General features: G+C 62.4%; 21 protein-coding genes. 18 read left to right on the forward strand and 3 right to left on the reverse strand.

Annotated features, from left to right (window positions below; translation table 11 throughout):
- Nucleotides 1–24: 24 nt before the first annotated feature.
- From ABIB44_RS15850 to ABIB44_RS15860, 3 genes are all read right to left on the reverse strand, one after another.
- The gene (locus ABIB44_RS15850; RefSeq protein WP_354585641.1) at nt 25–660 is read right to left on the reverse strand and encodes a helix-turn-helix domain-containing protein; all 636 of its coding nucleotides are present in this window, start codon (nt 658–660) and stop codon (nt 25–27) included.
- Nucleotides 660–1,037, reverse strand: coding sequence for a cupredoxin domain-containing protein (locus ABIB44_RS15855; RefSeq protein WP_354585642.1), 378 nt, complete (start codon nt 1,035–1,037; stop codon nt 660–662). Before ABIB44_RS15855 ends, ABIB44_RS15850 begins: the two co-directional genes overlap by 1 nt.
- A 185-nt stretch (nt 1,038–1,222) precedes the next feature.
- Nucleotides 1,223–3,490: a heavy metal translocating P-type ATPase gene (locus tag ABIB44_RS15860; RefSeq protein ID WP_354585643.1), complete on the reverse strand. Its 2,268-nt coding sequence runs from the start codon at nt 3,488–3,490 to the stop codon at nt 1,223–1,225.
- 425 nt (nt 3,491–3,915) lie between these two features.
- Between ABIB44_RS15860 and ABIB44_RS15865 the strand changes: the two genes are divergently transcribed.
- The 18 genes from ABIB44_RS15865 (at nt 3,916) to ABIB44_RS15950 (ending at nt 24,624) form a co-directional block, all read left to right on the forward strand.
- Entirely contained in the window at nt 3,916–4,392 is a 477-nt protein-coding gene (locus tag ABIB44_RS15865; protein ID WP_354585644.1) for a hypothetical protein, read from the forward strand.
- A gap of 164 nt (nt 4,393–4,556) precedes the next feature.
- Nucleotides 4,557–5,504, forward strand: a complete 948-nt coding sequence (locus ABIB44_RS15870; RefSeq protein ID WP_354585645.1) for a DUF8832 domain-containing protein — start codon at nt 4,557–4,559, stop codon at nt 5,502–5,504.
- Nucleotides 5,505–5,552: 48 nt separating this feature from the next.
- A complete protein-coding gene (locus tag ABIB44_RS15875; RefSeq protein WP_354585646.1) occupies nt 5,553–6,266 on the forward strand; it encodes a DUF305 domain-containing protein in 714 nt (237 codons plus the stop codon).
- Nucleotides 6,267–6,344: 78 nt separating this feature from the next.
- Nucleotides 6,345–6,899, forward strand: a complete 555-nt coding sequence (locus tag ABIB44_RS15880; RefSeq protein ID WP_354585647.1) for a heavy metal-binding domain-containing protein — start codon at nt 6,345–6,347, stop codon at nt 6,897–6,899.
- A gap of 99 nt (nt 6,900–6,998) precedes the next feature.
- Nucleotides 6,999–8,237 carry a TolC family protein gene (locus ABIB44_RS15885; RefSeq protein WP_354585648.1) on the forward strand — a complete coding sequence of 413 codons (1,239 nt, stop codon included), beginning with the start codon at nt 6,999–7,001 and terminating at the stop codon, nt 8,235–8,237.
- Nucleotides 8,237–8,845: a hypothetical protein gene (locus ABIB44_RS15890; RefSeq protein WP_354585649.1), complete on the forward strand. Its 609-nt coding sequence runs from the start codon at nt 8,237–8,239 to the stop codon at nt 8,843–8,845. Before ABIB44_RS15885 ends, ABIB44_RS15890 begins: the two co-directional genes overlap by 1 nt.
- Nucleotides 8,829–9,977: an efflux RND transporter periplasmic adaptor subunit gene (locus tag ABIB44_RS15895; RefSeq protein WP_354585650.1), complete on the forward strand. Its 1,149-nt coding sequence runs from the start codon at nt 8,829–8,831 to the stop codon at nt 9,975–9,977. Before ABIB44_RS15890 ends, ABIB44_RS15895 begins: the two co-directional genes overlap by 17 nt.
- 3 nt (nt 9,978–9,980) lie before the next feature.
- Nucleotides 9,981–13,319 (forward strand): efflux RND transporter permease subunit, encoded by a 3,339-nt coding sequence (locus ABIB44_RS15900; RefSeq protein WP_354585651.1) that lies wholly within the window; start codon nt 9,981–9,983, stop codon nt 13,317–13,319.
- 52 nt (nt 13,320–13,371) lie between these two features.
- A complete protein-coding gene (locus ABIB44_RS15905; RefSeq protein ID WP_354585652.1) occupies nt 13,372–13,974 on the forward strand; it encodes a helix-turn-helix transcriptional regulator in 603 nt (200 codons plus the stop codon).
- A 63-nt stretch (nt 13,975–14,037) separates the two neighbouring features.
- Nucleotides 14,038–14,373: a four-helix bundle copper-binding protein gene (locus tag ABIB44_RS15910; protein ID WP_354585653.1), complete on the forward strand. Its 336-nt coding sequence runs from the start codon at nt 14,038–14,040 to the stop codon at nt 14,371–14,373.
- Nucleotides 14,374–14,616: 243 nt separating this feature from the next.
- Nucleotides 14,617–17,124 carry a multicopper oxidase domain-containing protein gene (locus tag ABIB44_RS15915; protein WP_354585654.1) on the forward strand — a complete coding sequence of 836 codons (2,508 nt, stop codon included), beginning with the start codon at nt 14,617–14,619 and terminating at the stop codon, nt 17,122–17,124.
- Between the two features lie 134 nt (nt 17,125–17,258).
- Nucleotides 17,259–17,468 carry a heavy-metal-associated domain-containing protein gene (locus tag ABIB44_RS15920; RefSeq protein ID WP_354585655.1) on the forward strand — a complete coding sequence of 70 codons (210 nt, stop codon included), beginning with the start codon at nt 17,259–17,261 and terminating at the stop codon, nt 17,466–17,468.
- A 201-nt stretch (nt 17,469–17,669) separates the two neighbouring features.
- Nucleotides 17,670–19,007 carry a hypothetical protein gene (locus ABIB44_RS15925; RefSeq protein ID WP_354585656.1) on the forward strand — a complete coding sequence of 446 codons (1,338 nt, stop codon included), beginning with the start codon at nt 17,670–17,672 and terminating at the stop codon, nt 19,005–19,007.
- 42 nt (nt 19,008–19,049) lie between these two features.
- Nucleotides 19,050–19,838 carry a hypothetical protein gene (locus ABIB44_RS15930; protein WP_354585657.1) on the forward strand — a complete coding sequence of 263 codons (789 nt, stop codon included), beginning with the start codon at nt 19,050–19,052 and terminating at the stop codon, nt 19,836–19,838.
- Between the two features lie 54 nt (nt 19,839–19,892).
- Complete coding sequence (locus ABIB44_RS15935; protein ID WP_354585658.1) at nt 19,893–20,414, forward strand: hypothetical protein; 522 nt, start codon at nt 19,893–19,895, stop codon at nt 20,412–20,414.
- 254 nt (nt 20,415–20,668) lie between these two features.
- A complete protein-coding gene (locus tag ABIB44_RS15940) occupies nt 20,669–21,055 on the forward strand; it encodes an HYC_CC_PP family protein (protein ID WP_502916500.1) in 387 nt (128 codons plus the stop codon).
- A 228-nt stretch (nt 21,056–21,283) separates the two neighbouring features.
- Complete coding sequence (locus ABIB44_RS15945) at nt 21,284–22,636, forward strand: efflux RND transporter permease subunit (protein ID WP_354585660.1); 1,353 nt, start codon at nt 21,284–21,286, stop codon at nt 22,634–22,636.
- A 95-nt stretch (nt 22,637–22,731) separates the two neighbouring features.
- Entirely contained in the window at nt 22,732–24,624 is a 1,893-nt protein-coding gene (locus tag ABIB44_RS15950; RefSeq protein WP_354585661.1) for an efflux RND transporter permease subunit, read from the forward strand.
- Nucleotides 24,625–24,745 lie beyond the last annotated feature (121 nt).

The following is a 24,745-nucleotide window of genomic DNA, read 5'->3' on the forward strand; positions in this document are numbered from 1 at the left end:
GTTGGGGCTGGCATAATTTCCAACTCAAATCAGTGAATCCAGGCTGCGGCGGGCGGGGGAAGCCGGGCCCAGCTTCTGGAATTCGGTAGGAGTGAGGCCCGTGACTTGCCGGAACTGCCGCGAGAGGTGGGCCGGGCTGCTGTAGCCCAGCTGCTGGGCCACTTCGGCCATGGGTAGCTCGCCGTAGCCAATCAGCTCTTTGGCTCGCTCCACCTTCTGACGGATGGTGAACTTCTCAATCGTAAGGCCTTCAGAAGCGGAGAACAAGTGAGAAAGGTAATGGTAGTCCTTCTCCAGGTGCTCCACCAGGTAATCGGAATAGTTGAGCAGGCGCGGGCCCGGCGGCGGGTAATGAATCAGGGCCACCAGCAGGGTTTTGATGCGGTCCACGAGCTGGTCGCGCGGGTCTTCCAGTAGCTCAAATCCAGCCTTCTGCAAGCTGGCCCGAATGGCGGCCCAGTCAGGCACCGCGCCGTCGGGCGTTGATACGTCGGCTTCGCCCAGGGCCACGCGGTGCACCTGCAGACCCAGGGCGGCCAGGTCTTCGCCCACCACCCGGATGCACTGGGGACAGACCATGTTCTTAATCAGCAGGCGGTGCGCGCCCGGCGGCGGCAGCACGTGGGCAATGCTAACGTCGGCTTTCAGGGGATGCGGCATTATTTCACCACCAAGCTACCCCGCAGCATGCCCATGCCGCAGGTGAACGGGAACGTGCCGGCCTTTTCGGGCAGCAGCTCCACCAGCGTCGTTTTGAAGGCCGGCAGGTCGCGGCGAATGCTAAAATCGGGCATCAGCAACTCCTCCGAGCAGCTGTTTTCCTCGTCGCGGTAGAAGCTGAGCTGCACGGGTTTGCCGCGCTCCACCTCAATGATGTCGGGCGAGTAGCCACCCTTCACCGTGATGTCCACTTCCTGCACGCCGCTGGACGAGGAAACGGCGCTGGCCGTCTGGCGGGCCGAAAAGAAGAAGTACCACAGCACGAAGGCCGCTAAACCCAGGCCGGCGATGGTGACGATTATGGCGGTTGTATCCATGTTTTGAATTCAGAAATTAAAGGTGAAAGCTTGGTAGCTTACTTAATTCAGAACGTCATGCTGAGCGCAGCCGAAGCGTCTCTACCGCTTCGCTGAGTCAATTAAATTACTGTTGCGGTAGAGATGCTTCGGCTGCGCTCAGCATGACGTTGTTTTTGATTTTTATGACCTCCTAAATACCTTGCCTAGCTCTTAACTGAAAAGCTCCGCAGGCGCAGCGAGTTGGTGAGCACCGAAACCGAGCTCAGCGCCATGGCCGCCGCCGCCAGCATGGGCGAGAGCAGGATGCCGAAGAAGGGATACAGCAGCCCAGCCGCCACGGGAATGCCCAGCGTGTTGTAGATAAAAGCGAAGAACAGGTTCTGCTTGATGGTGCGGATGGTCTGGCGACTCAACTCGATGGCCGTGACCACGCCGTGCAGGTCGGAGCGCATGAGCGTGATGCCGGCCGCTTCCATCGCCACGTCGGTGCCCGAGCCGATAGCGAGGCCGATGTCGGCCTGGGCCAGCGCGGGCGCATCGTTGATGCCGTCGCCTACCATGGCCACGATGCGGCCCTCGGCCTGTAGCTCCTTCACCTTGCCGGCCTTGTCGGCGGGCAGCACTTCGGCGAAGTAGCGCGTGATGCCCACCTGGCCCGCCACCTGGGCGGCGGTCTGGGGGTTGTCGCCCGTCATCATTACCACCTCAATACCCAGGGCCTGCAACTCTTTAATGGCGGCGACGGAGGTGTCGCGCACGGTATCGGCCACGCCCAGCAGGGCCACGGCTTGCCCAGCCACGGCCACGTAGAGCACGGTTTTGGCTTGGCTCAGCAGCTGCTCGGCCTGGGCCGTCAGCTCGGGCGAAAGGGTAATGCCTTCGTCGGCCAGCAGGCGGCGGTTGCCGATGAACACGGCCTGGCCGTCCACGGTGGCCGTGGCGCCTTTGCCCTCCACGGCCCGGAAGCCGGTGGTGACCAAGCTGCTGCTGCCCTGGGCGTCGGCGTGGCGCACCACGGCTTCGGCCAGTGGATGCTCGCTTTGGCGCTCCACGGCGGCTACCAGCTGCAACAGGCGCGGGCCATCCTGACCGGGAGCCAGGAAGTCGGTCACGGCCGGCTCGCCCTTGGTGATGGTGCCGGTTTTGTCGAGCAGCACGGTATTTACCTGGTAGGCTTTTTCGAGGGCTTCGGCGTTGCGAATCAGCACGCCGTGCTCCGCGCCCTTGCCGGTGCTCACCATAATGGCCGTGGGCGTGGCCAGGCCCAGCGCGCAGGGGCAGGCAATGATGAGCACGGCCACGAAGTTGACCAGCGCGAGCGGCAGGCGGGTATCCACCGGGGCCAGGTCAAACCAAATCACGAACGTAAGAATGGATATAATGACTACCGTGGGCACGAAAATGGCGCTGACCTTGTCGGCCAGCCGCTGAATGGGGGCGCGGCTGCCCTGGGCGTCTTCCACCAGCTTCACAATCTGCGACAGCATGGTATCGGCCCCGACTTTGGTGACCTCAAAACGAAAGGAACCGGTTTTATTAAGCGTGGCCCCAAACACTGGGTCGCCGGTTTTCTTTTCCACGGGCAGGCTTTCGCCGGTGAGCATGGCTTCGTCGAGCGACGACTGGCCTTCGGTGATGCGGCCGTCGGTGGCCACCTTTTCGCCGGGGCGCACCACCACAATGTCGCCGAGCTGCACCTGCTCGATGGGCACATCGACTTCCGCGCCATCGGGGCGTACTACGCGGGCCGTCTTGGCCTGCAGGCCGATGAGGCTGCGCATGGCGGCCGAAGTCTGGGTTTTGGCGCGCAGCTCCATCACCTTGCCCAGCAGAATCAGGGCAATGATGGTGGCCGTGGTGTCGTAGTACACTTCGGGCATCAGGCCCCGGCTGGTGAAAAAGCCGGGCACCACGGTGGCCGCCAAGCTGTAGAGAAAGGCCGCGCCGGTGCCCACGGCAATGAGCGTATCCATGTTGGCCGACCGATGCTTAAAGCCGTTCCAGGCCGACACGTAGAACTCGCGCCCGCTGTAGGCCAGCACGGGCAGCGTGAGTAGCAGCAGCAGGTAGTTGAGCCACTGTACGTTGATGCGCTGCATCATGGCAGGCCAGAGCATCAGCATGCTCAGCGGCATGATGACGACCACTAGGCCCACGGCCACCCAGAAGCGGCGCTTGAGCTTCTGGTAAGCCAGGGCTTTCTGGCGGTCGATTTCGGCGCTGCGCTCGGCGGCGCTGGTATCGGGGGCGCGCTCTAGCACCCCGTAGCCGGCATTCACGACGGCTTCCTTCAGGGTAGCGGGGCTGGCTTGGCCGGGCAGGTAATGCACGGTGGCTTTCTCGGTGGCGAAATTGACCATCGCGCTCTGTACACCGGGGGCCCGGCTCAGCGACTTTTCCACGGCCGATGCGCACGAGGCGCAGGTCATGCCTTCGATGTCGAGGGTTTCGGTTTTGGTAGTTGGTTCCATAGAAATGCAGGTTATCAGGTGGTTGCCGGGCAAGGCTACTCAGCGGTATCAGCCCACAACCACATTGCAAAGGAACGGCGCTCCGGCAGGGAAGTTGGTACTGAATACCGCCGCAGTATTGCATAATTTGACGGTCGGGGAAGCAGTTCGAGAACAACGCGACTCCGGTTTATTTGCCCTTGCCCGCCCATCTGCGCCTATAAAATTCGGCTTTGCACTTACATAATCCTGATAACGAATTATAGCTAGTAATGACTGACTATGCTTCCGGAACGGCCCAAACACGCTGCGTTGGGCCAGATGCCCGTGCAATTGCCCGCTTCTGATAACGGGGAGCGAAACCCTTTGAGGACATTAGTTGTAAGCTAGCAGTCAATCGACTTATTCGAGAATAAGTTTACTTTTGCGGTTGCTTAGTGCCCGTTATGTTCCGTAGCCCATTTCCCTTCCGCCGTTTGCTGGCGACGAGCTTCCTGCTCGTCTTCGTCAACGTGTTCGTGGGGCAGTGCTGGTGCGCAACGTTGAACCCAATGCCGGCGTCGGTGCCGGTGGCGGCCATGGGCCACCACGAAGTTGAGAAGCCCGCGCATCCTGGCTGCCACGGGCACGGGGCGGTGGCAGAGCATCAGTCCAAGCAAAAGCATGGCCACCCGGCCAAGTCGACCCGCAACCACGACTGCTGTAAGGACAAGTCGGCCTCGCTGCTCTCGTCGCTGACGACACCGGCTCAGAAACACCTGTTTATTTCGGCTCCGGCCGTGCTGCCGGCGGCCATAGCGTTTCACTTCCGGCCCCTGGCTGGGCAGTGGGACCGCACCGCTACCGTTGCCCTGGTTCCGCCCCGGCAGCTCAAGCCCAAAATACCCGACATCCGTATTTTCATTCAGTCGCTGACTGTCTGATTGTTCCGACGCGCTAAGGCTCGCGCCGGCATAGCTATGCTATGTCCGGGGCGGGCCTTTTCGTTTGCTCGTCGCGCTGCCGTTTCGGGTAGCCTTTTACTTTCATTTCGTGGGTACTACTGGCAAAACCAGGGATTGCCGCCGTTTGGGCGGCGCTATTTCTTATGAACAAATACAGTGCTTTCCTGCTGGCCGCTGCCAGCTTAGTTACCGTGGCCAGCTGCTCTTCCGATTCGTCGGGTAGCAATGCCTCCAACACCGTGACCACGCCCACCGGCACCGCGCCCGACAGCACCGCCGGGCACGCCGGGAACCACACCTACGCCTGCCCCATGCACCCGGAGGTGACCAGCCCGCAGCCCGGCCAGAAGTGCCCCAAGTGCGGCATGGAGCTGGTGCACAACGACCAGGTGAGCAACGGCAAAAGCTACCAGATGAAGTTCGAGCCTCAGCCCATGCAGCTGGTGGCCGGCCAGCCCGCCACGCTCACCTACACCCCGCAGGAAGTCGGTAACGAAGCGGCCCCGGTGCCGCTGGCGGTGGTGCACGACAAGAAAATCCACCTCATCATCGTCCGTAAAGACCTGTCGGTGTTCTACCACGAGCACCCCGAATTCACGGCAGATGGCAATTACAAGGTGCCCTTTACCTTCCCCAAGGGCGGCGACTACGTGTTGTTTCAGGACTACTCGCCGGCTGGCAGCGGGCACCAGCTCGGCCGCCAGGTGGTGCGCGTACAGGGGCCGAAGTACACGCCCGTCAAGTTCAGCCACGACCAGATGCAGTGGCAGCAGGACGGCTACCAGGCCACGCTAGCCTTTGATAAGGGGCTGAAAGTAGGCAAGCTGCTGGGCATGAAAATCACGCTCAGCAAGAACGGCCAACCCGTAACCGACCTCGACAAGTACCTCGGGGCGCTGGGCCACGTCGTGGTTATCAGCGAGGACACGGAGCGCTACCTGCACGTGCACCCCAACGACCAGGCCGACAAGGGCCCGGTCATCGGCTTCAACACCAGCTTTGAAGCCCCCGGCCTGTACCGCGTATTCCTGCAGTTCAACCACGGCGGACAGATTCACACCGGCAACTTCACCATCAACGTCAAGGCCTAACGCTTTCAGGCACTCGTCATTTTTACTTCCCCTCCCAAACTAATTCCCATGAAAAAATCCGCGTTTTTCCTCGCCGCCCTGTGTTCGGGCACCCTGCTGCTCGGCAGCTGCAGCTCCGATAAGTCGGCTGATACCACGGTTACTGAAACAACGTCGGCCACGGCTGATACGACTGCTGCCGCGGGTGATATGGCCGGCATGGACCACTCGAAAATGGCGGATGGCGCGTCGCCGCTAACGGCCTCAATGAACGAGATGATGGCCAAAATGGACGCCATGAAGATGAAGGGCAACACCGACCACGACTTCGCCCACATGATGATGGAGCACCACAAGGGGGCCGTGGCCATGGCCGACATCGAGCTGCGCGACGGCAAAGACGCCACCATGCGCCAGATGGCCGAAAAAATAAAGGCCGACCAGCAAAAGGAGCTCGGCGAAATGGAGCCCATCGCGGAGCGCCTCGACAGCGCCCCGACCAACTACAAGCCCACGGACCCGAATGATGCCTTCACGGCCCAGCTGAAGACGAGCATGGACCACATGATGAGTAACATGCCCAAGGTAGTAGCCGACCCAGATATGAACTTCAACATGATGATGACCGTGCACCACCAAAGCGCCATGGACATGGCCGAAGCAGAGCTGGCCCACGGCAAAGACAGCAAGCTCAAGGACTTGGCGCAGCAGATGGTGAACGCGCAGAAAAAGGAAATCGAGCAGTTCAAAGCCTGGCACGCCCAGCACGCCGACAAGATGTAGTCCGGGCCGCCGGCCGCGCAGGCTCGCGCGGCGGCCGGTAGCCACTTTTCCCACCACCACCACTTTTTATTTTTCCCCATGAAGCTTTTTGGAATCTCCCTGGCTGCGGCCGCTTTATTCGCCCTGGCCCCGATGGCCTCCTACGCCCAGCACGCCCACGCCAACGGCAAGGCTGATGCCCACACCGCCGCCGGCGAAACCCACGCCCACGTAGCTCCTCACGGCGGCGTGGTGCGCTCGGCCAGCCCCTACCACCTGGAGCTGGTGGCGCAGCCTACCGAGCTGGCGTTCTATTTGTTGGGAGCCAAAATGAGCGCCGTGCCCAACAAGGGTATGAGCGGCTCGGTGCTGATGCAGCTGAGCACCAACGCTACTATGACCGTGGCCCTGACACCGGCCGGCGATGACCACCTCACGGCCAAGCTCCCTGCCGGGGCCAAAGTGCGCACGGCCATCGTGACGCTGAATACGGCCGACGGCAAAGCCCTGACCGTGCGTTTCGATAAACTGGATGAAGCACCCGTGCCCAGTGCCGTGGGCGCGGCCTTCGTCTGCCCCATGCACTCGAAGGTGACTGCCAGCGAGCCGGGCAAATGCCCGAAATGCGGCATGGCCCTGGTTAAAAAGCACTAGCTGCCAGCTGGCAGAGGGCCATTTTCGGGCCGCCATTCGTGTACCGCCCCCATCTGCTGGCTACTGCCGGCGCATGGGCTGGCGGCTTAACCAATGCTTATGAATAAATCTCCCATGCGTAACCGCCGCCCCGGGCTCCTGCTGCTGCTTTTGCTGCTGGCCGGGCCGGCGTGGGCCCAGCAGGTCGTGGTGCGCCTCGACAGTGCCGAGCAACTGGCGTTGCGCCGGCACCCGCGCCTGCGCCAGTCGGCCCAGGAAATAGCGGAGCAGCGCGCCCTGAAGCGCGGCAGCTTCTCGCCCGCCAACCCGGATTTTCTGTTTTCCTCGCCCACGGGCTACCAATGGGCCCCCGGCGTGGTGCAGACCATCGACTTCCCCACAGTGTACCGCCGGCAGGCCCAGGCTGCCCAGGCGGGCATCACCCTGGCCGAGCGGGGCTTGGACGTGAACCGCGCCACCGTGCGCCGCGACGTGCGCCAAGCCTACCTGAGCCTGCAGTTTGCCGAGGCCCAGGTGCGGCAGCTCGCCTACCAGGATAGCCTGTTTCGGACCTTGCAGCTGGCCACTGACCGCCTGTTCAAGGCCGGCGAGGTAACGGCCTTGCAGCGGGTGAGCACCGAGGCCGAAGCCCGGCAGGTGCGCAACCAGCTGGAGCAGGTCCTGGTCGACCAACGCTCGGCGCAACGGCGGCTGGGCCTGCTGCTCGGCCAGCCCGAAGCCAACCTGACCGCCGAAACCGACCTGCGCGAAACCGGCCCCGAGCTGGCCCGCGCCGGCGCGGAGCTGCTGAGCACCCTGCCCCTGCAGGACAGCGCCGCCGTGGCCCAGAGCCCCACGTTGGCCTACTACGGCCAGAACGTGGCCCTGAGCCAGTCGGGCATCAGCCTGGTGCGGGCCCGGCGCACGCCGGCCCTCACCGTGGGCTACCAGAATCAGGGGCTCAGCGATTCGCCCACGCGCTACCGTTTCCAGTTTGGTGCCTCGGTGCCCATCTGGTTCTGGACCTACCGCGCCCAGCTGCAGGCGGCCACGGCCCGCAGCAAGGCCGCGCAGGCCCAGCTGCAGGTGCAGCGCCTCGATTTGGGCACCCAGTACCAGCAGGCCCTGGCCGACACGCGCAAGTTTGCCGCCTCGCTCACCTACTACGAGCAGACGGGCCTGCCGCAGTCGCGGGCCATTATCAGCCAGTCGCAGCGCCTGTTCCGGGCCGGCGAAATCAGCTACCTGGTCCTGATTCAGAGCCTCAACCAGGCCTTTACCATTCAGAATACTTACCTGACCACCATCCGCGACTACCGTCAGGCCATCGTTGCACTTAACTACCTGCGGGGATACTAATGAAGAACCTACTCCTGCTTTTGCTGGCCCTGCTGCTGGCCACTGGGGCTCGCGCCCATGGCGGCGAAGACCACGGCGACGCGGCCAAGCCCTCGGCCGGGGCCGTGGCCACCACGTTTTCGGTGGCCGCGCTGTCCGAGAGCTTCGAGCTGCTGCTGCGCTTCGAGCCCCTTAAAAAGGGCGAGGACGCGGATATGCGCCTGTTCATCTCGGACTACGCCACCAACGCGCCCATTAAAGGGGCCAAGCTGACGGTGACCTGCCCGGAAGCGGCGGGGCTGAAATTCGCCGTCTCCGAAAAGTCACCGGGGGCCTACCTGGTCGAGGGCGTTTTTCCGGCCAATAAGAAGTACAGCCTGGCCGTGAACATCGTGGCCGGCGATAAGGCCGATTTGATGCTGCTCTCCGGCCTGGAGGTGGGCAAGCTGCTGCCGGTGGCGGCGGTGCCGGACGCGGTGGCGCCCGCCCTCATTGGCTCCTGGAAAACCGTGCTGCTGCTCTTCGGCGCTTTTGCGCTGGGCATTGCTGCCACCGCCCTGGTTATGCGCCGCCGGAAGGCGGCGGCTGTCCCCACTTCAACGCCCGCTGTTTATGAAAACCACGCATAAGTTTCTCGCGACCACGGCCGCCCTCGGCCTCGTTCTGACGGTATTGCTGCCCCCGCCCGCCGCCCTGTGGGCCCACGGCGGCGAAGACCACGGCGATGCCGCCCACGCCTCAACCGGCGTGGCCATGACCGATGCCGTGGCGCTGCCCAAGGAAAGCCAGTTTCTGTTTGGGGTGCGCACGGCCCTGGCCGGCTACTCCGACACCTACAACCGCCTCACGCTTTACGGCACCGTGGCCTCGGCCGCCGGGGGCGAAGGGCGGGTGGTGGTGCCCCAGACCGGGCGCATCGTGCGCCTCTCGGCCAAAGTGGGCCAGCCGGTGCGCGCCGGACAGGTACTGGCGGTGGTCGACCAAACCCTGGACGCCACCCAGCAAATCGGCCTCAGCACCGAGCGGGCCAACGCCCAGGCCGAGCTGCGGGCCGCTCAGCAGGACTACGCCCGCCTGCAAACCATCGCCGACATTGCCGCTCGCAAGGACGTGGTGGCCTCCGAGCTGCGCCTGCGCCAGGCCCGCCAGAATGCGGGCATCCTGAACGGCCAGGCCAGCAACCGCCGCGTCACCATCACCTCGCCCATCAGCGGCATGGTGGACGTGTTTACCCTGGCCGTGGGCCAGCAGGTGACCCAGGGCGATGAGCTGTTTCGGGTGTTCAACCCCGGCAGGCTGCGGGTGGAAGCCCAGGTGTTTGCCCAGGATTTGGATAAGATTCCGACGGACGCGCAGTTTCAGGTGGAAGGCTTGCAGGGGCAGACCGGCAGCGCCCCGGCCCGGCTGGTGGTGTTCAGCAACGTGGTGAACCCCGTGAACCAGGCCCGCCAGCTGGTGCTGGAACTCGACCCCACCAGTACCAACCTGTTTCGCGCCGGCCAAGCCGTGAACGTGCAGGTGCTGGGCCGCAGCGGCGGCGGCAAAAAGCAGCTGGTGGTGCCCACCTCGGCCCTCACCGACCTCAATGGCAAGCCGGTGGTGTTCGTGCATACCGACCCCGAAATCTTCAAAATCCACTACGTACAGCCCGGTTCCGCCAACGGCACCCAAACGGTGCTGTTGGGCGGCGACGTGAGCGAGAACGACCGGGTGGTGAGCGTGGGTACCTACCAGCTCAAATCTATCTACCTCAATCAGTAAGGGATGCTCGATAAAATCATCCGTTTTGCCTTGCAAAACCGCCTGCTCATGCTGGCCTTTGCCGTGGGCCTGCTTATTGCCGGCACCTACACGGCGCGCCAGCTGCCCGTGGACGTGCTGCCCGACCTGGACCGCCCCCGCGTGACTGTGTTCTTGGAAGCCGCCGGCATGGCCCCCGAGGAAGTGGAAGCCCTGGTGACGCTGCCCGTGGAAACGGCCCTGAACGGGGCCACCGGCGTGGCGGCCGTACGCTCCAACTCGGCCATCGGCCTGGGCATGGTGTTCGTGGAGTTCGACTACGGCACCGACATTTTCACGGCCCGCCAGATTGTGGCAGAGAAGCTGCAAACCGTGAGCGGGCAGCTGCCCTCCGGCATCACGCCGGTGCTGGGGCCGATTTCCTCGGTGATGGGCCAGATTATGCTGGTGGGACTTTCATCAGTTAACAGTGAGCAGTTAACAATTAACAGTGATTCTTTAAATGCAACGGGTACGCAGTCGTCCGGCTCCCCCTCTCTTTTGGAGAGGGGGCTGGGGGGTGAGGCGAACCGTCAGAACGAGTCCGCCACCAACGCCGCCGACCTGCGCACCCTCGCCAACTACACGGTGCGCCAGCGCCTGCTCAGCATCCCGGGCGTGGCGCAGGTCATCCCCATCGGCGGCGACAACCTGCAATACCAGGTACTGCTGGACATGCCCCGCCTGAACGCCACGGGCCTGACCGTGACGCAGGTAGAAGAGGCGTTGCGCCGCTCCAACCTGAACACCACCGGCAACTTCTTCGACCGCAACGGCTCGGAAGTCCTCATTCGCAACCTGGGCCGCCTGCGCTCGGTGGCTGACATCGAGAACATCATCGTGGGCTACCGGCAGGGCTCGCCCATCAGCGTGAAGCAGGTGGCCAACGTGGCCTTCGGGGCGCGCTTCAAGCGCGGCGATGGCAGCGTGAACGGCCTGCCCGCTGTCATTCTCAGCATCGAGAAGCAGCCCGGCACCGCCACGGTAGGGCTCACGGAGGCCGTGGAAAAGGCGCTGGTCGAGCTGAAGCCTTCGCTGCCCAAGGACGTGCAGGTAAATACCCGCCTGTTCAAGCAGGCCGATTTTATCGAGTCGTCGATTAGCAACGTGGAGGATGCCTTGCGCGACGGGGCCATTCTGGTGGTCATCGTGCTGTTTGCCTTTTTGCTGAACGTGCGGACCACGTTTATTTCGCTGGTGGCCATTCCGTTGTCGCTGCTGGTTACGGCACTGGTATTCCGCTTCGCGGGAATCAGCATCAACACCATGACGCTGGGCGGGCTGGCCATTGCCATCGGCGAGCTGGTCGATGATGCCATCGTGGACGTGGAAAACGTGTTCCGGCGGCTGCGCGAAAACCAGCACCTGCCCAACCCCAAGCCGGCCTTGCAGGTGATTTACGCGGCCTCCTCGGAGGTGCGCAACTCCATCGTGTACGCCACCATCATCGTGGTGCTGGTGTTTTTGCCGCTGTTCGCGCTGGAAGGTATGGAGGGGCGGATTTTCGCGCCGCTGGGCATTGCCTACATCACGAGCATCGTGGCTTCGCTGTTCGTGTCGCTCACCGTTACGCCGGTGCTCTGCTACTATTTGCTGCCCAAGATGAAGCAGATTCGGGCCGCCGAGCAGGAGGGAGGCCTGGTACGCTGGCTCAAGCGTAAGGATACCGGCCTGTTGAACTGGGGCCTGAGCCACCCGAAAGTAGTGCTGACCGTCGCTGGCCTGCTCTTCGCGCTAGCCGCCTCGCTGGTGCCCTTCTTCGGCACCGAGTTTCTGCCGCCTTTCAACGAGGGCTCGCTCACCGTCAACTTCTCGGCCCCGGCCGGCACCTCGCTCACCGAATCCAACAAGCTGGGTACGCTGGGCGAGGAGCAGATTTTGCAGCTGCCGGAAGTGGCCTACACCGCCCGTCGCACCGGCCGCGCCGAGTTGGACGAGCACGCCGAATCGGTGAACAACTCCGAAATCGAAGTCGCCTTCAAAACCCCCGAAGAGCTGAAGAAGTCGGGCAAAACCATGCGCAGCCGGGAGGCAATCCTGGCCGACCTGCGCCAGCGCCTGGGCCTGATTACCGGCGTGAACGTCAACATCGGCCAGCCCATCAGCCACCGCCTCGACCACCTGCTGAGCGGGGTGCGGGCGCAGGTGGCCATCAAAGTCTTCGGCAACGACCTGCTGGAATTGCGCCGCTACGCCAACGAAATCCGCACGGCCGCCGGCTCCGTGGCCGGTGTGGTGGACTTGCAGGTCGAGAAGCAGGTCCAGATTCCGCAGCTGCTGGTGCGCCCCCGCGATGCCGCCCTGCGCGCCTACGGCCTGGAGCGCGGCCAGGTGGTGGCCACGCTGGAAACCCTGTTTCAGGGCGATGTGGTGTCGCAGATGCTGGATGGGCAGAAGCGCTTCGACCTCATCGTGAAGCTGCCCGAAGCCCAGCGCAACGACATCGCCACCATCGCCCAAACCCGCATCGAAACGCCCAGCGGGGCCCTGATTCCGGTGAGCCAGGTGGCCGACGTGAGCTACGAGCCGGGGCCTAATACCGTCAACCACGAAAACACCCAGCGCCGCATCACCATCTCGATGAACGTGGCCGGGCGTGACCTGGGCAGCACCGTGCAGGAGGTGCAGGCCCGCATTAAGCAGCAGGTGAAGCTGCCGGCGGGCTACTACCTCACCTACGGCGGGCAGTTCGAGAGCCAGCAGTCGGCTTCCACTAAAATTCTGTGGCTGAGCTTATTCTCATTGGCCGGCATCTTCCTGGTGCTGTTCTCGCACTTCAGGTCGGGGCTGATGGTGGGCCAGATTATGCTCAATATTCCGCTGGCCCTCATTGGCTCGGTGGTGGCGGTGCTGCTCACGGGCGGCACGTTCAGCATTGCCTCCCTGGTGGGCTTCATCACGCTCACCGGCATTGCCTCGCGCAACGGCATCATGATGATTTCGCACTACATCCACCTCGTGGAGCACGAGGGCGAAAAGTTCGGCAAAGAGATGATTATTCGCGGCTCGCTCGAACGCTTGGTGCCGGTGCTGATGACGGCCCTGGTGGCGGCGCTGGCCCTTGTGCCGCTTACGCTGGCCAAGGACGCGCCGGGCAAGGAAATCCTCTACCCGGTGGCCACCGTCATCCTCGGGGGCCTACTATCCTCCACCTTCCTCGACATCATCGTGACGCCGGTGGTGTTCTGGCTCTTCGGCGAAAAAGCCTTGGCCCAATACCAGCGCGGCCATCACGAAGTCGGCCTCGATGCCCATCCGCAGGAGCTTGACGCAGCGCCCCTCACGCCTCCCGCCGACCAGAACCCGGTGCAGCCGGCTGTTTAACTAGCTACCGATGCCGCTCGACCACTCCCTTCCGCCCGATAATGCCGGTTATATGCTCTACATAAAGCATATGGTGTGCCCGCGCGGCATTCGCGTAGTGCGGCAGGAGCTGGAAATTTTGGGTCTGCGCGTGCTCGATGTGCGACTGGGGGCTGCCACCGTAGCCGACGCGGAGGAGTCACTGGACTGGGTCCGCATCCGGGAAGTGCTGGCCGCGGCCGGGTTTGCCCTGCTGGAAAACCCGCAGCACGTACTGGCCGCGCAGGTGAAGCAGCTGATTGACGAGCTATTGCGCCGCCCAGTTACGCTCCGGCACCGCGAATTCATTCCTGCCCTGGCGCAGGAAGTGGGCCTGAGTGTGCGTCAGTTGCCCGGCCTGTTTGCCCAACTGCCCGGCTCCCAAAGCCTGCTCAGCTACATCACGCGCTGCCGGCTGGCCTACGCCCAGGAACTGCTGCTGGCCTCCCGGCTCGACATCGGGCGCATTGCCAGGCAGCTGGGCTACGGCAGCCTGTCGCACTTCTCGGCCCAGTTCCGACGGTTTGCACAGTGCTCTCCCTCCGCCTACCGCCAGCAGGAAGCAACCCGGCCCCGGACCGAAGCGGCAACGCCAAATGATGCAAGCCCCGGGGGTATTGATGCAAAACCAAGCTGAGCAGGACGAGTATAAGAAATGGTAGCTCAGGCTCAACCTCATTCACTTATAGCCCCTTCCCCCATGCACGCTCAAAACCAATCCCTGCTCGACGCCCTCAATGCCTGTATTGCCGCCTGCGAACATTGCGCCTCGGCCTGCCTCCAGGAAGAAGACGTAAAAATGATGGCTCGCTGCATCAGCATCGACCGCGACTGCGCCGATATCTGCGCCATCACGGCCCGCTTCGTGGCCCGCGGTTCCAAACATGCTCAGCACCTGCTGAAGGAGTGCGCCGAAATCTGCAAAGCCTGCGGTGACGAATGCGAAAGCCACGGTGCCCACATGCAGCACTGCAAGGAGTGCGCCGAGGCCTGCCGCCGTTGTGAAGAAGCCTGCCGCGCCGGCCTGGCCGCCTAGCTGCTGCCGCGGCTTCGATAGTAGCAAAGCCCGGCCATTCAGTGACCGGGCTTTGCTTTTTTATGACGCAGAAATTCCTGGCAGCGGAGCCTCCGTCCGCTATCCGTGCCCAGCTCCCCCCCCCGTCCCAACTATCTCCGGACCAAAGATGTGGGGCATGCCGCTTCGGCCAGCTCGACAGAACCAATTAGAGTCTGCCCCCCGCACTGCCCGACGCGGTACGGGTACTTCAATAATCCCAACATGAGAATTTACCCTTTATTCCTTTTTTCGCTACTACTGCTGCTGCTGCTCACGGTCCGGCCGGCCCAGGCCCAGACGGATACCGCCGTGTATCACCTCACCATCCGGCAGGAACAGGTGAGCAAGGCCGGCAAAACCATGCAGGGCATGACCGTCAACGGTGGTATTCCCGGTCCTACTATTCGGTTCAAGGAGGGCGGCTACGCCGTTATCTACGTCAAGAATGAAATGAGCGTGGAGACGTCGGTGCACTGGCATGGGCTACTGGTACCCAACTTCTACGATGGAGTGCCCTACCTCAACACGCCGCCCATCAAGCCGGGGCAGGAGTTGAAATACGAGTTTCCGCTCAAGCAGGCCGGCACCTACTGGTACCACTCGCATACCCTACTACAAGAGCAGAGCGGCGTGTACGGCTCCATCGTTATCGAGCCCAAGCACGAGCGCCTTACCTACGACAAGGAGTTGGTGCTCGTGCTCTCGGACTGGACCAACCAGAAGCCGAAGAACGTGCTGCGTTACCTCAAGCGGGGCACCGAGTGGTATAACATTGCCAAGGGCACGGCCACGCCGCTCAACCGTGTAATTGCCCGCGGGGCCTTCGGGGCGCAGCTCAACTTCTGGAAGCAGCGCATGGAAGGCTTCGGCATTGCCGACGTGTACTACGATGCCTTCCTGGTAAACGGCCAGCCGGTGCAGCAGTACCCCGAATTTAAGCCGGGCGAACGGGTGCGCCTGCGCATCATCAACGGGGGAACCTCGACGCAGTTCTGGATGACGTTTGGAGGCGAGGACCCGCTGCTGGTGGCCGCCGATGGGCAGGACGTGGTGCCGGTGAAACACAACAAAACCTTCATTGCCATTGCCGAAACCTACGATTTCCTGGTCACGATTCCGGCCAGCGGCAAGCTGGAGTTTCGGGCCATGGCGCAAGACGGCTCCGGCACCGCGTCGGCCTTCCTGGGTACGGGGCCGGTGCTGGCCGCCCCGGTGCTGCCCCGACCCGACAAAATCGCGCTGATGCAACAGATGGCCAAAATGGACATGCGCATGGGCGCACCCGCCCTCAAATTCCGCCCTCACCACGTCGACCCCGAGCAGATAAAAGCCAACTGGGGCATGCGGATGGGCAAGAAAGGGAAGGATGGAAAAATGGGCGGTATGCCGATGGGCGCTGATAAGCCGATGGCCGGAAAGGAAATGGGCGGCATGAGCAAGGATGGCAACGACCAGAAGGCCGGCATGAAAATGAACGACCAGCCCGCACCAGCCAAGCCAGCCATGGCCGGCATGCCGATGGACGGCACGAAAAAGATGGATGGCCTGAAGATGGACGGCATGAAAATGCCCGCCGACACGGCCCGTGCGGGGATGAAGATGGGTGCCGACAAACCGATGGCCGGCATTAAGAAGTCCGCCGACAAACCGATGACCGGGATGGACATGGGCGGCATGGACATGTTTGCCGAGTACAACTACGACTACCTGCGGGCCCCGCAGAAAACGGCCTATGCCGACACCGCGCCGGTGCGTAACATCCTGCTTAACCTCACCGGCAACATGAAGCGCTACATCTGGAGCATGAACGGGGTGCCGCTGTCGTCGGCTGATGAAATACCGATTCGGGGCAACCAGATTACCCGCATCACCTACAACAACCTGACGATGATGCACCACCCCATGCACCTGCACGGGCACTTTTTCCGGGTCATCAACGAAAACGGTGAATACTCGCCCCTGAAGCACACCGTGAATGTGCCCCCCATGAAGCAGGTCACCATTGAGGTGCTGGGCAACGAGTCGGGCGACTGGTTTCTGCACTGCCACGTGCTCTACCACCTGATGAGCGGCATGGCCCGCGTGGTGAGCTACGACACGCCCCGCGACCCGCGAATGACAGGCTACCCGAAGAGCACGCTGGTGCACGAAACCAACCGCTACTACACCTGGGGCATGCTCGGCGTGGCCTCGCACATGGGCAACCTGAACCTGGTGTCGTCCAATGTCCGCAACCAGTTCAACCTGAGCGTGGAGAACGGCTGGAACCGCAACATGGAATCGGAGGCCACTTACGAGCGCTACCTCTACGACTACTTCCGCGTGTTTGGGGGCGTGAATGTGGAGAACTCCCGGCAGCAGCAGCCCGCCCCGCTCACCGAGCCGGGGGCCACGGGCCGGATGGTCACCAAAACCACCACCACGGCGGTGGTCGGGGTGCGCTTCCTGACGCCCTACCTGTTCAGCCTCGATGCCCGCATCGACAACCAGCTGCGGCCCCGCCTGAGCCTGGGCCGGCAAATTATGGTGCTGCCGCGGCTACTTGTGTCCGGCTACTACGAGTACCAGGCCGACTTCGGCTGGGTGAACAAGCTGGACAACAACCGCCGCTTTGCCAAAGAAGTCGTGTGGCGCAGCGGGGCCGAATACCTGCTCTCGCGCAACTTCTCACTGATGGGCAGTTACGACAGCCGCTTCGGCGGCGGCGGCGGCCTGAACTTGCGGTTTTAATCCCGAACCAGTCGCCTGAGCCGGATAATCATGCAAGCTGAGGGCGCAATTCTGTACCCCTTTGGTAGCACCTCGCGGCCGCTTTGTGCGTTTTAATCATACGGGCCACCGGTGGTCCCTTACCTCTAATCATTATGAAAACGCTCCAATTCAAAACCAACATCAACTGCGGCGGCTGCATCAAGGCCGTTACGCCCGCGCTGAACCAGGAAGCTGGTGCCGGCAATTGGCAGGTCGATACGGCCACCCCGGATAAGATTCTGACCATCAACTCTGACCAACTCACCGCGGAGCAGGTGGTGCGGGCCGTGGAGCAGGCCGGCTTTAAGATTCAGGCGGCATAGTTCCATTGTTTCAGCAGCAAAAAACGCTTGGCGATACCAGGCGTTTTTTGTTTTATAGCAGGCAATAGGTAAGCTAAAGCGCACTCAAAATTATGCAACTACCTGCAGAGAAAGCGAGTAATCTAACCTGCGCCGAAGCCGTAAAGTCAACTGGTTTCGACCAACTGCCTTTACGGGTACAAGACCAATAACTTTAATTCTATGTCATTCAAATCCATTACCGGGGCGGGCCTGGTGTTGATGCTGGCGTCGTGCGCTGCCAGCACCACCACTACTGAGCCCCGCAAGGAAGTCAGCTACATTCGCGGGCCCTACAACGCCGCGTTCTTTCGCCGCCACGGTGCATCCGAAGCCCTCTCGGCGGGCTTCCACTTCCACCACGGCCGCGAGCACGATGTGCTGCTGCAAACCAAGCTGGCCGACCGCGAAAAGGTAGACGCTGACTTCGACGCCCAGGTGTTCGACTTTGTGAAGAATCAGAAGTCAAAGGTCGGGCCTTCGATGGAGTTGTACGGGCCCTACACGGCGCGCGTGGCCTGGACGCTGTTTCGCACCATCGACTGGACCCATCAGCATCACGAGCAAACCTACGACATCATGGCCAGCCAGCGCGTGGCCTGGAACAAGAAAAAGGAGTGGACCGACCGCGCCGTGAAGCTGTACCTGGCCCGCAACAAGGACGTGGCACGCTCGGTGGCCCCGCTCGACATCACTATGCGCCGGGCGGCCTGCATGATGAAGCCCTACTTCACCTACTACCGCAACTTCTACCCCAAGTCTAACTCTCAGGCCTGGGTGGCGCATTGGTGGCACCCGGCCATCTACGAGGCCCAGATGCTGAGCGGCAATGCCGACGGCGGCCAGGAAGCGGCCATCAAATCGGTGAACGACCTTATGTTCAGCGACGTGTATAAGAACCGGCCCCAGCGCATGCTGCTCAGCCGTGAGCTGATGCCGCGCTACTCGCGCATGTCGCCCGAGTCGGCCAACATCTTCGACAACCTGCACATGCTGCACGGCCTGGCCTACGACATTCTCAGCTACGAGGGCTGGACCGAGCAGCAGCAGCGCGACGAGCTCTACCGCGTTATCGACGCGATGAGTTACCAGCCGGGCGACGAGCAGTACGTGCGCAAGTTCGAGCTGCCCTACCCCGACGTGGACCCGCGCCAGTACCCCGCCTGGATGGCCGGCCCGGAGGGCGCGATGTCGAAAATCATGATGGAAATGATGATGGAGATGATGCCGCTGATGATGCCTGATATGGCCCCGGACATGAAGGAGAAGATGATGGCCCAGTTCCAGATGAAGATGCGCCCCGGCATGGAGCCCGGCGAAACGGAAGGCTCCCTGCACGATGCGATGATGAAGATGATGCCCGGCATGAAGATGATGCCCGGCGCGCTGGAACCCGGCAAAACGCCCGAAATGATGCGCGAGGCCATGCTCAAAGGCTGGCAGGAAAAGCACGGCGCGATGCCCGACGTGCCCCCGCTCGATATGAGCCAGGAGCCCACGCTGGCCCCGATGGCCCGCTAGCGCCGACTGCGTTTTTCATTTCATCTCCCGAATCATCCTCTTATGAATAATTCCATTATCCTGCGCAGCCTGCTATTGGCCGCCGGTTGCTTATTGGGCCTGGCCCCGCGGGCTCACGCCCAATCCGACCAGATTAACCTTGATGCCGGCCTGCCCACCCGCCTCGAAGACGCCTACCCCACGGCCCGGGGCAACCGCGAGTTCCAGCTGCCCGTGCGCTACCAACGCGGCCGGCAGGGCGACAACCTGGTGCAGTACACGCCCACCCTCGAATTGGGCATTTTCCGCAACACCCAACTGGCCGTGTCCGTGCCCATCTACTCCGGCAACGGCGACCGGTCGGGCAGCGGCAACGTGCAGGTGGGGGGCCTCTACAACTTCAACACTGAAGGCAAATTCCTGCCCGCCGTGGCCCTGGCCGGCGCTCTTACGCTGCCCACCGGCCTGCGCAGCGAAGGCACCGACTACAACGGCCGTTTCATCCTCACCAAAAGCCTGTTCGGCACCCTCAACCGCCTGCACCTCAACGTGGCCTACTTCCACAACAGCCAGCCCGGCGTGCAGGCCGAAGGCGGCCAGCTGAAGCTGGAGCGGCTCGACCGCTACGCGTTGCTGGTGGGCTACTCCACGCGCATCGCGCCGCAGTCGTCGCTGGTCGTGGATTTTGTGCGGGAGCAGCGTCGCTTCCGGGGCGAAATGGGCTCATCGCTGGAAGCCGGCATTCGTCGCCAAATGAATCCGCGGCTGGTGCTCAGCCTCGGCGCAGCGGCCGGGCTGGGTACCGATGCCGACAAGTTCACGGCCACCCTGGGCTTCCAGCACGCGTTTTAATATTGGCCGGCCCCATAGCCCGGCCCGTCATTTCCTCTTTTCAACCTTCTCCGCATGAACCTCACCCGTCAATCCCTGCTGCTGTGGTGGGGCCTCACTGTCACGGGGGCCTACTTGCTCACCGAATATTTTGGTCATACCCTGGAACACGGCCACGATGCCGTGCTCTGGACCTGGGCCGGGGCCATGCTCATACCCGTGGTCATGTCGCTGCTGCTGGGCAGCCGGGCCAACGCCCTGGTCTGGGTGTGGGCCGGAACTACGGTGCTGGCCGTGGTCGAAAACGTTGGGGTCCACGCCGCCGAGGCCAAGGCGCTGATGCCCTTTAGCTTTCATACGCTGTGGTTCCTGTTTGGCGCGGCGGGCTTTGCCTACACGGCCGCCGTGGTGGAGGGCAGCGCCCGCAAGCGGCTGTACGCCGGGGCGGCGCTGCTCAACCTAATCGGAGCCGGGCTGCTGCTCGTCAATCACGATTTTCTAAAAGGGTACCAGTTCATCCTGCTGGCCCTTATTCAGGGAGTTCCCATGCTGCTGGACGTGCCCCTGCGGCGGCAGCACGAGGTGCAGGCGGGGTAGGAGCCTAGCATACTCGGAGTTGGGTTAAGGTGGAATGATGGGCAATTAGATGTCACCTTTCTTTCCCTTTCCTGTTTTCCTTGCTTTTGCTGGTCCGGCTGAAATGGAAACAGCCGGCGTTGCAGCTGGCCGGTTGTATCAGAATGATGGGCACAATTATGCAAGGGTGCTGCTGAATTGTGTAAACCCTATCTAGCCAGCCGTCGTATCTTTGTAAGCGGCTATTTATTCCGCTAACTCGTTGCTCTACTGCCTTGAAGCGCTTCCTCAGTCTATTCCTACTCGTAAGCTACTTGCTGTCCAGCCCTGGGTTGGTCTACAGCATGCACTTCTGTGGGTCAGCAATGACTGGGGTTTCCGTGGCCCACGAGGCGGCTTGCTGCTGCCCGCTGCCCAAAAAGCCCGCCGGCTGCTGCCACGACCAAAAGCTGAGCAGCACCCTCAAGGATGTGAAGCTCACTACCGCGCAGCTCAAGCTGTCGGTTCCTGTGGCGGTGCCACCTCCCGCCGCGCTGCGGCTGGCCTTTCGCCTGCCTGTCCTCACTTACCCGGCCGATGAGCCGGCCGCGCCGCTGCGGGCTACCGCTGCCCCGCCGCCCGCTTGCCCCGCCTACGTGCGGGGCCATGCCTTCCTGATTTAGCTTTTGGGTGTTGCCCGATGCCCCCGGCCGTTTGGCCGTGGGGCTTTCGCGCGTACGGCTGTTTTTGGGCTGTTTACGAGAACGTCATGCTGAGCGCAGTCGAAGCATCTCTACCGCAGTAGTAATCAAAGCAGAAAGCAACGAAGCAGTAGAGATGCTTCGACTGCGCTCAGTATGACGTACTAATAAAGCTCCGACTATCCTCCTCAACTACCAGCTAATAATCAAATGATTGAACGACTTATTTCCCTTTCCCTGCGCAACCGGGGCGTGGTGCTGCTGCTGGCGGCCGGGCTGCTGGTGTGGGGTGTTTTCTCCATCCGGGCCAGCAAGATTGACGCGATTCCCGACCTGTCGGAGAACCAGGTGATTGTGTTCACCGAGTGGGCCGGGCGCGGGCCGCAGATTATCGAGGACCAGGTAACCTACCCGCTGGTAACCAACCTGCAGGGGCTGGCCCAGGTGCGGGCCGTGCGCGCCGCTTCTATGTTTGGGATGAGCTTCGTGTACGTCATTTTCAACGATAACACCGATATCTACTGGGCCCGGGAGCGGGTGCTGGAGCGCCTCAACTACGCCCAGCGCCTGCTGCCGGCCGGCCTCACGCCCACCCTAGGCCCCGATGGTACGGGCGTGGGCCACGTGCTCTGGTACACCCTCAAAGCCCCCAAGCTGGACCTGGGCGAGCAGCGCGCCCTGCAGGACTGGTACGTGAAATTTGGCCTGCAAACCGTACCCGGCGTGAGCGAGGTGGCCAGCTTCGGCGGCTTCCAGCCCGAGTACCAGGTGACCGTGGACCCCACCAAGCTCACTTATTATAACGTGAGCCTGCCGCAGGTGCTAGCGGCGGTGCGCCAGAACAACAACGAGGCCGGCGGCCGCAAATTCGAGCAGGGCGGCACGGGTTACATCATCAAAACCAACGGCTACGTGCAGGACGTGGCCACCCTCGAAAACGTGCCGGTGCTCACCCGCCCGGGCGGCGTGCCGCTGCGCCTGCGTGACTTAGGCACTGTGCAAATGACCGGCGAAGCCCGCCTCGGCATCTTCGACCACAACGGCCAGGGCGAGGCCGTGGGCGGCATCGTGGTGATGCGCTACGGCGAGAACGCCGACGAGGTAATCACCCGCGTAAAAGCCAAGATGACCGAAGTGGCCAAGGGCCTGCCCGCCGGCGTCTCGTTCGATATCGTGTACGACCGCAGTGGCCTCATCGAGGAATCGGTGGCCAACATCGAGCACACGCTGCTGGAGGAAATGGCCGTGGTGTCGCTGGTGGTGCTGGTGTTTCTCTTCCACTGGCGCAGCGCCCTGAGCATCCTGCTCCAGATTCCAATTACCATCGCCGCCAGCTTCATCCTGCTCAATGCCTTTGGCATTTCCTCCAACATCATGTCGCTCACCGGCATCGCCCTGGCCATCGGCGTGATTGTCGATAACGGCATCGTGATGGCCGAGAATGCCTACCGCAACCTGGCGCTTCACCAGGCGGCGGAGGAAGCGGCGGCGGCGAGCGGGCCAATTCAGGTGGCAAAAGAACGTCATGCTGAGCCTGTCGAAGCATCTCTACCGCAACACTAACCCAATCGTTGCAACGAAGCGGTAGAGATGCTTCGGCTGCGGCTGCGCCTACGCTCAGCATGACGTGCTGAGTACCCTTAATTATCTCCTAAACCATGACCAACGACGAGCGCCTCGCCATTATCGAGAAATCCAGCCAGCAGGTGTCGCGGGGCATTTTCTTCTCCACGATTATCATCGTGGCGTCGTTTCTGCCGGTTTTTCTGCTCACCGGTCAGGAGGGCAAGCTATTTCACCCGCTGGCCTTCACCAAGTCCTTTATCCTGCTCATCGACGCCGTGCTGGCCGTGACGCTGGCCCCGGTGCTGCTGTCCTTTTTTATGAAGGGCAAGTTCAAAACCGAGGAGCAAAACCCCATCAACCGGGGGCTGGAACGGGTGTATGCCCCGCTCATCAACTGGTGCCTGACCTGGCGCAAAACCACCATCGCCATCAATCTGCTGTTGCTGGCCATCAGCATTCCGCTGCTGCTGAGTCTGGGCACCGAGTTTATGCCGCCGCTCGACGAGGGCTCGATTCTGTTCATGCCCATCACCCAGCCCGACGTGTCGAACACCGAGGTGAAGCGCATTCTGCAGGTGCAGGACCGCATCATCATGCAGGTGCCCGAGGTGAAGGGTGTGCTCGGCAAGGCCGGCCGGGCCAGCACCGCCACCGACAACGCTCCGCTGAGCATGATTGAAACCATCATCCAGCTCAAGCCCCGCGCCGAATGGCGGGCCGGCATGACCAAAGCCAAGCTGATTGAGGAGCTAAACGGCAAGCTGCAAATCCCCGGCGTGGTGAACGGCTGGACCCAGCCCATCATCAACCGCATCAACATGCTGAGCACCGGTATTCGGACCGACGTGGGCGTGAAAGTGTATGGCCAGCAGCTCGATACCATCTACCAGGTGTCGCAGCGGGTGCGGGCGGCGCTGAACGGCGTGCCCGGCGTGGAGGACCTGTACGTGGACCCCATCACCGGCGGCAAGTACCTGCAAATCGACCTCAAGCGCGACCAGCTGGCCCGCTACGGCCTCACCGTCGACCAGGTGAACGAGGTAGTGGAAATGGCCATTGGCGGCGCGCCGGTAGCCAGCACCGTGGAGGGCCGGCGGCGCTTCGCCATTGGGGTGCGCCTGGCCGAAGACTTCCGCAACAGCCTGCCCGCGCTGGGCCGCATCCCCATCCAGACCACCGCCTACGGGCCGGTGCCGCTCTCGGCCGTGGCCACGCTGCGCTTCGAAAACGGCCCGCCCATGATTAACTCCGAAAATGCCCAGCTGCGCGGCGCGGTGCTCTTCAACGTGCGGGGCCGTGACCTGGGCGGCACCGTGGGCGAGGCCATGAAAAAGGTGCAGAGTATGCAGGGCAAGCTACCCGCCGGCTACTACCTGGAGTGGAGCGGGCAGTACGAAAACCTCATCAGCTCGCAGCGCACGCTGCTGCTCATTCTGCCCATTGTGCTGGTCGTGATTTTCGGCTGCCTGTACTTCGCCTTTCACTCGGTTCGCGAGGCCCTGCTGAGTCTGGTCACCATCCCCTTCGCCCTCATCGGCGGGGCTTACATGGTGTATTTCTACGGCGTGCATTTGTCGGTGGCGGTAGCCGTGGGCTTCATCGCCCTGTTTGGGCTGGCCGTGGAAACGGGCGTCATCATGGTCATCTACCTCAACGATGCCATGCAGCAGCTGGTGGCCGCCAAGGGCAATTCGAGTGAAACCATCACCAAGCAGGACCTGCGCGATGCCGTATTCAACGGCGCAGCCAAGCGCCTGCGTCCCAAGCTGATGACCGTGTCGGTGGCGCTGTTCGGGCTGGTGCCGGTGCTCTGGGCCTCGGGCACGGGCTCGGATGTGATGCTGCCCATCGTACTGCCCATGATTGGCGGCGTGTTCACCTCCTCGACCCACATTCTGCTGGTCACGCCGCTCATTTTTCTGATGACCAAGGAATATGAGCTGCGCAAGTTCGGCAAGCTGGACGTGCTGGCGGTGACGCATTGATGTCAATTAACAAATTGAAAAGCACGTCATGCTGAGCGGAGCCGAAGCATCTCTACCGCAGTAGTAGATGATAACTTCAGCGGTAGAGATGCTTCGGCTGCGCTCAGCATGACAGACTATT

The organism is Hymenobacter sp. UYCo722, assembly GCF_040547115.1.
GTDB lineage: Bacteria > Bacteroidota > Bacteroidia > Cytophagales > Hymenobacteraceae > Hymenobacter.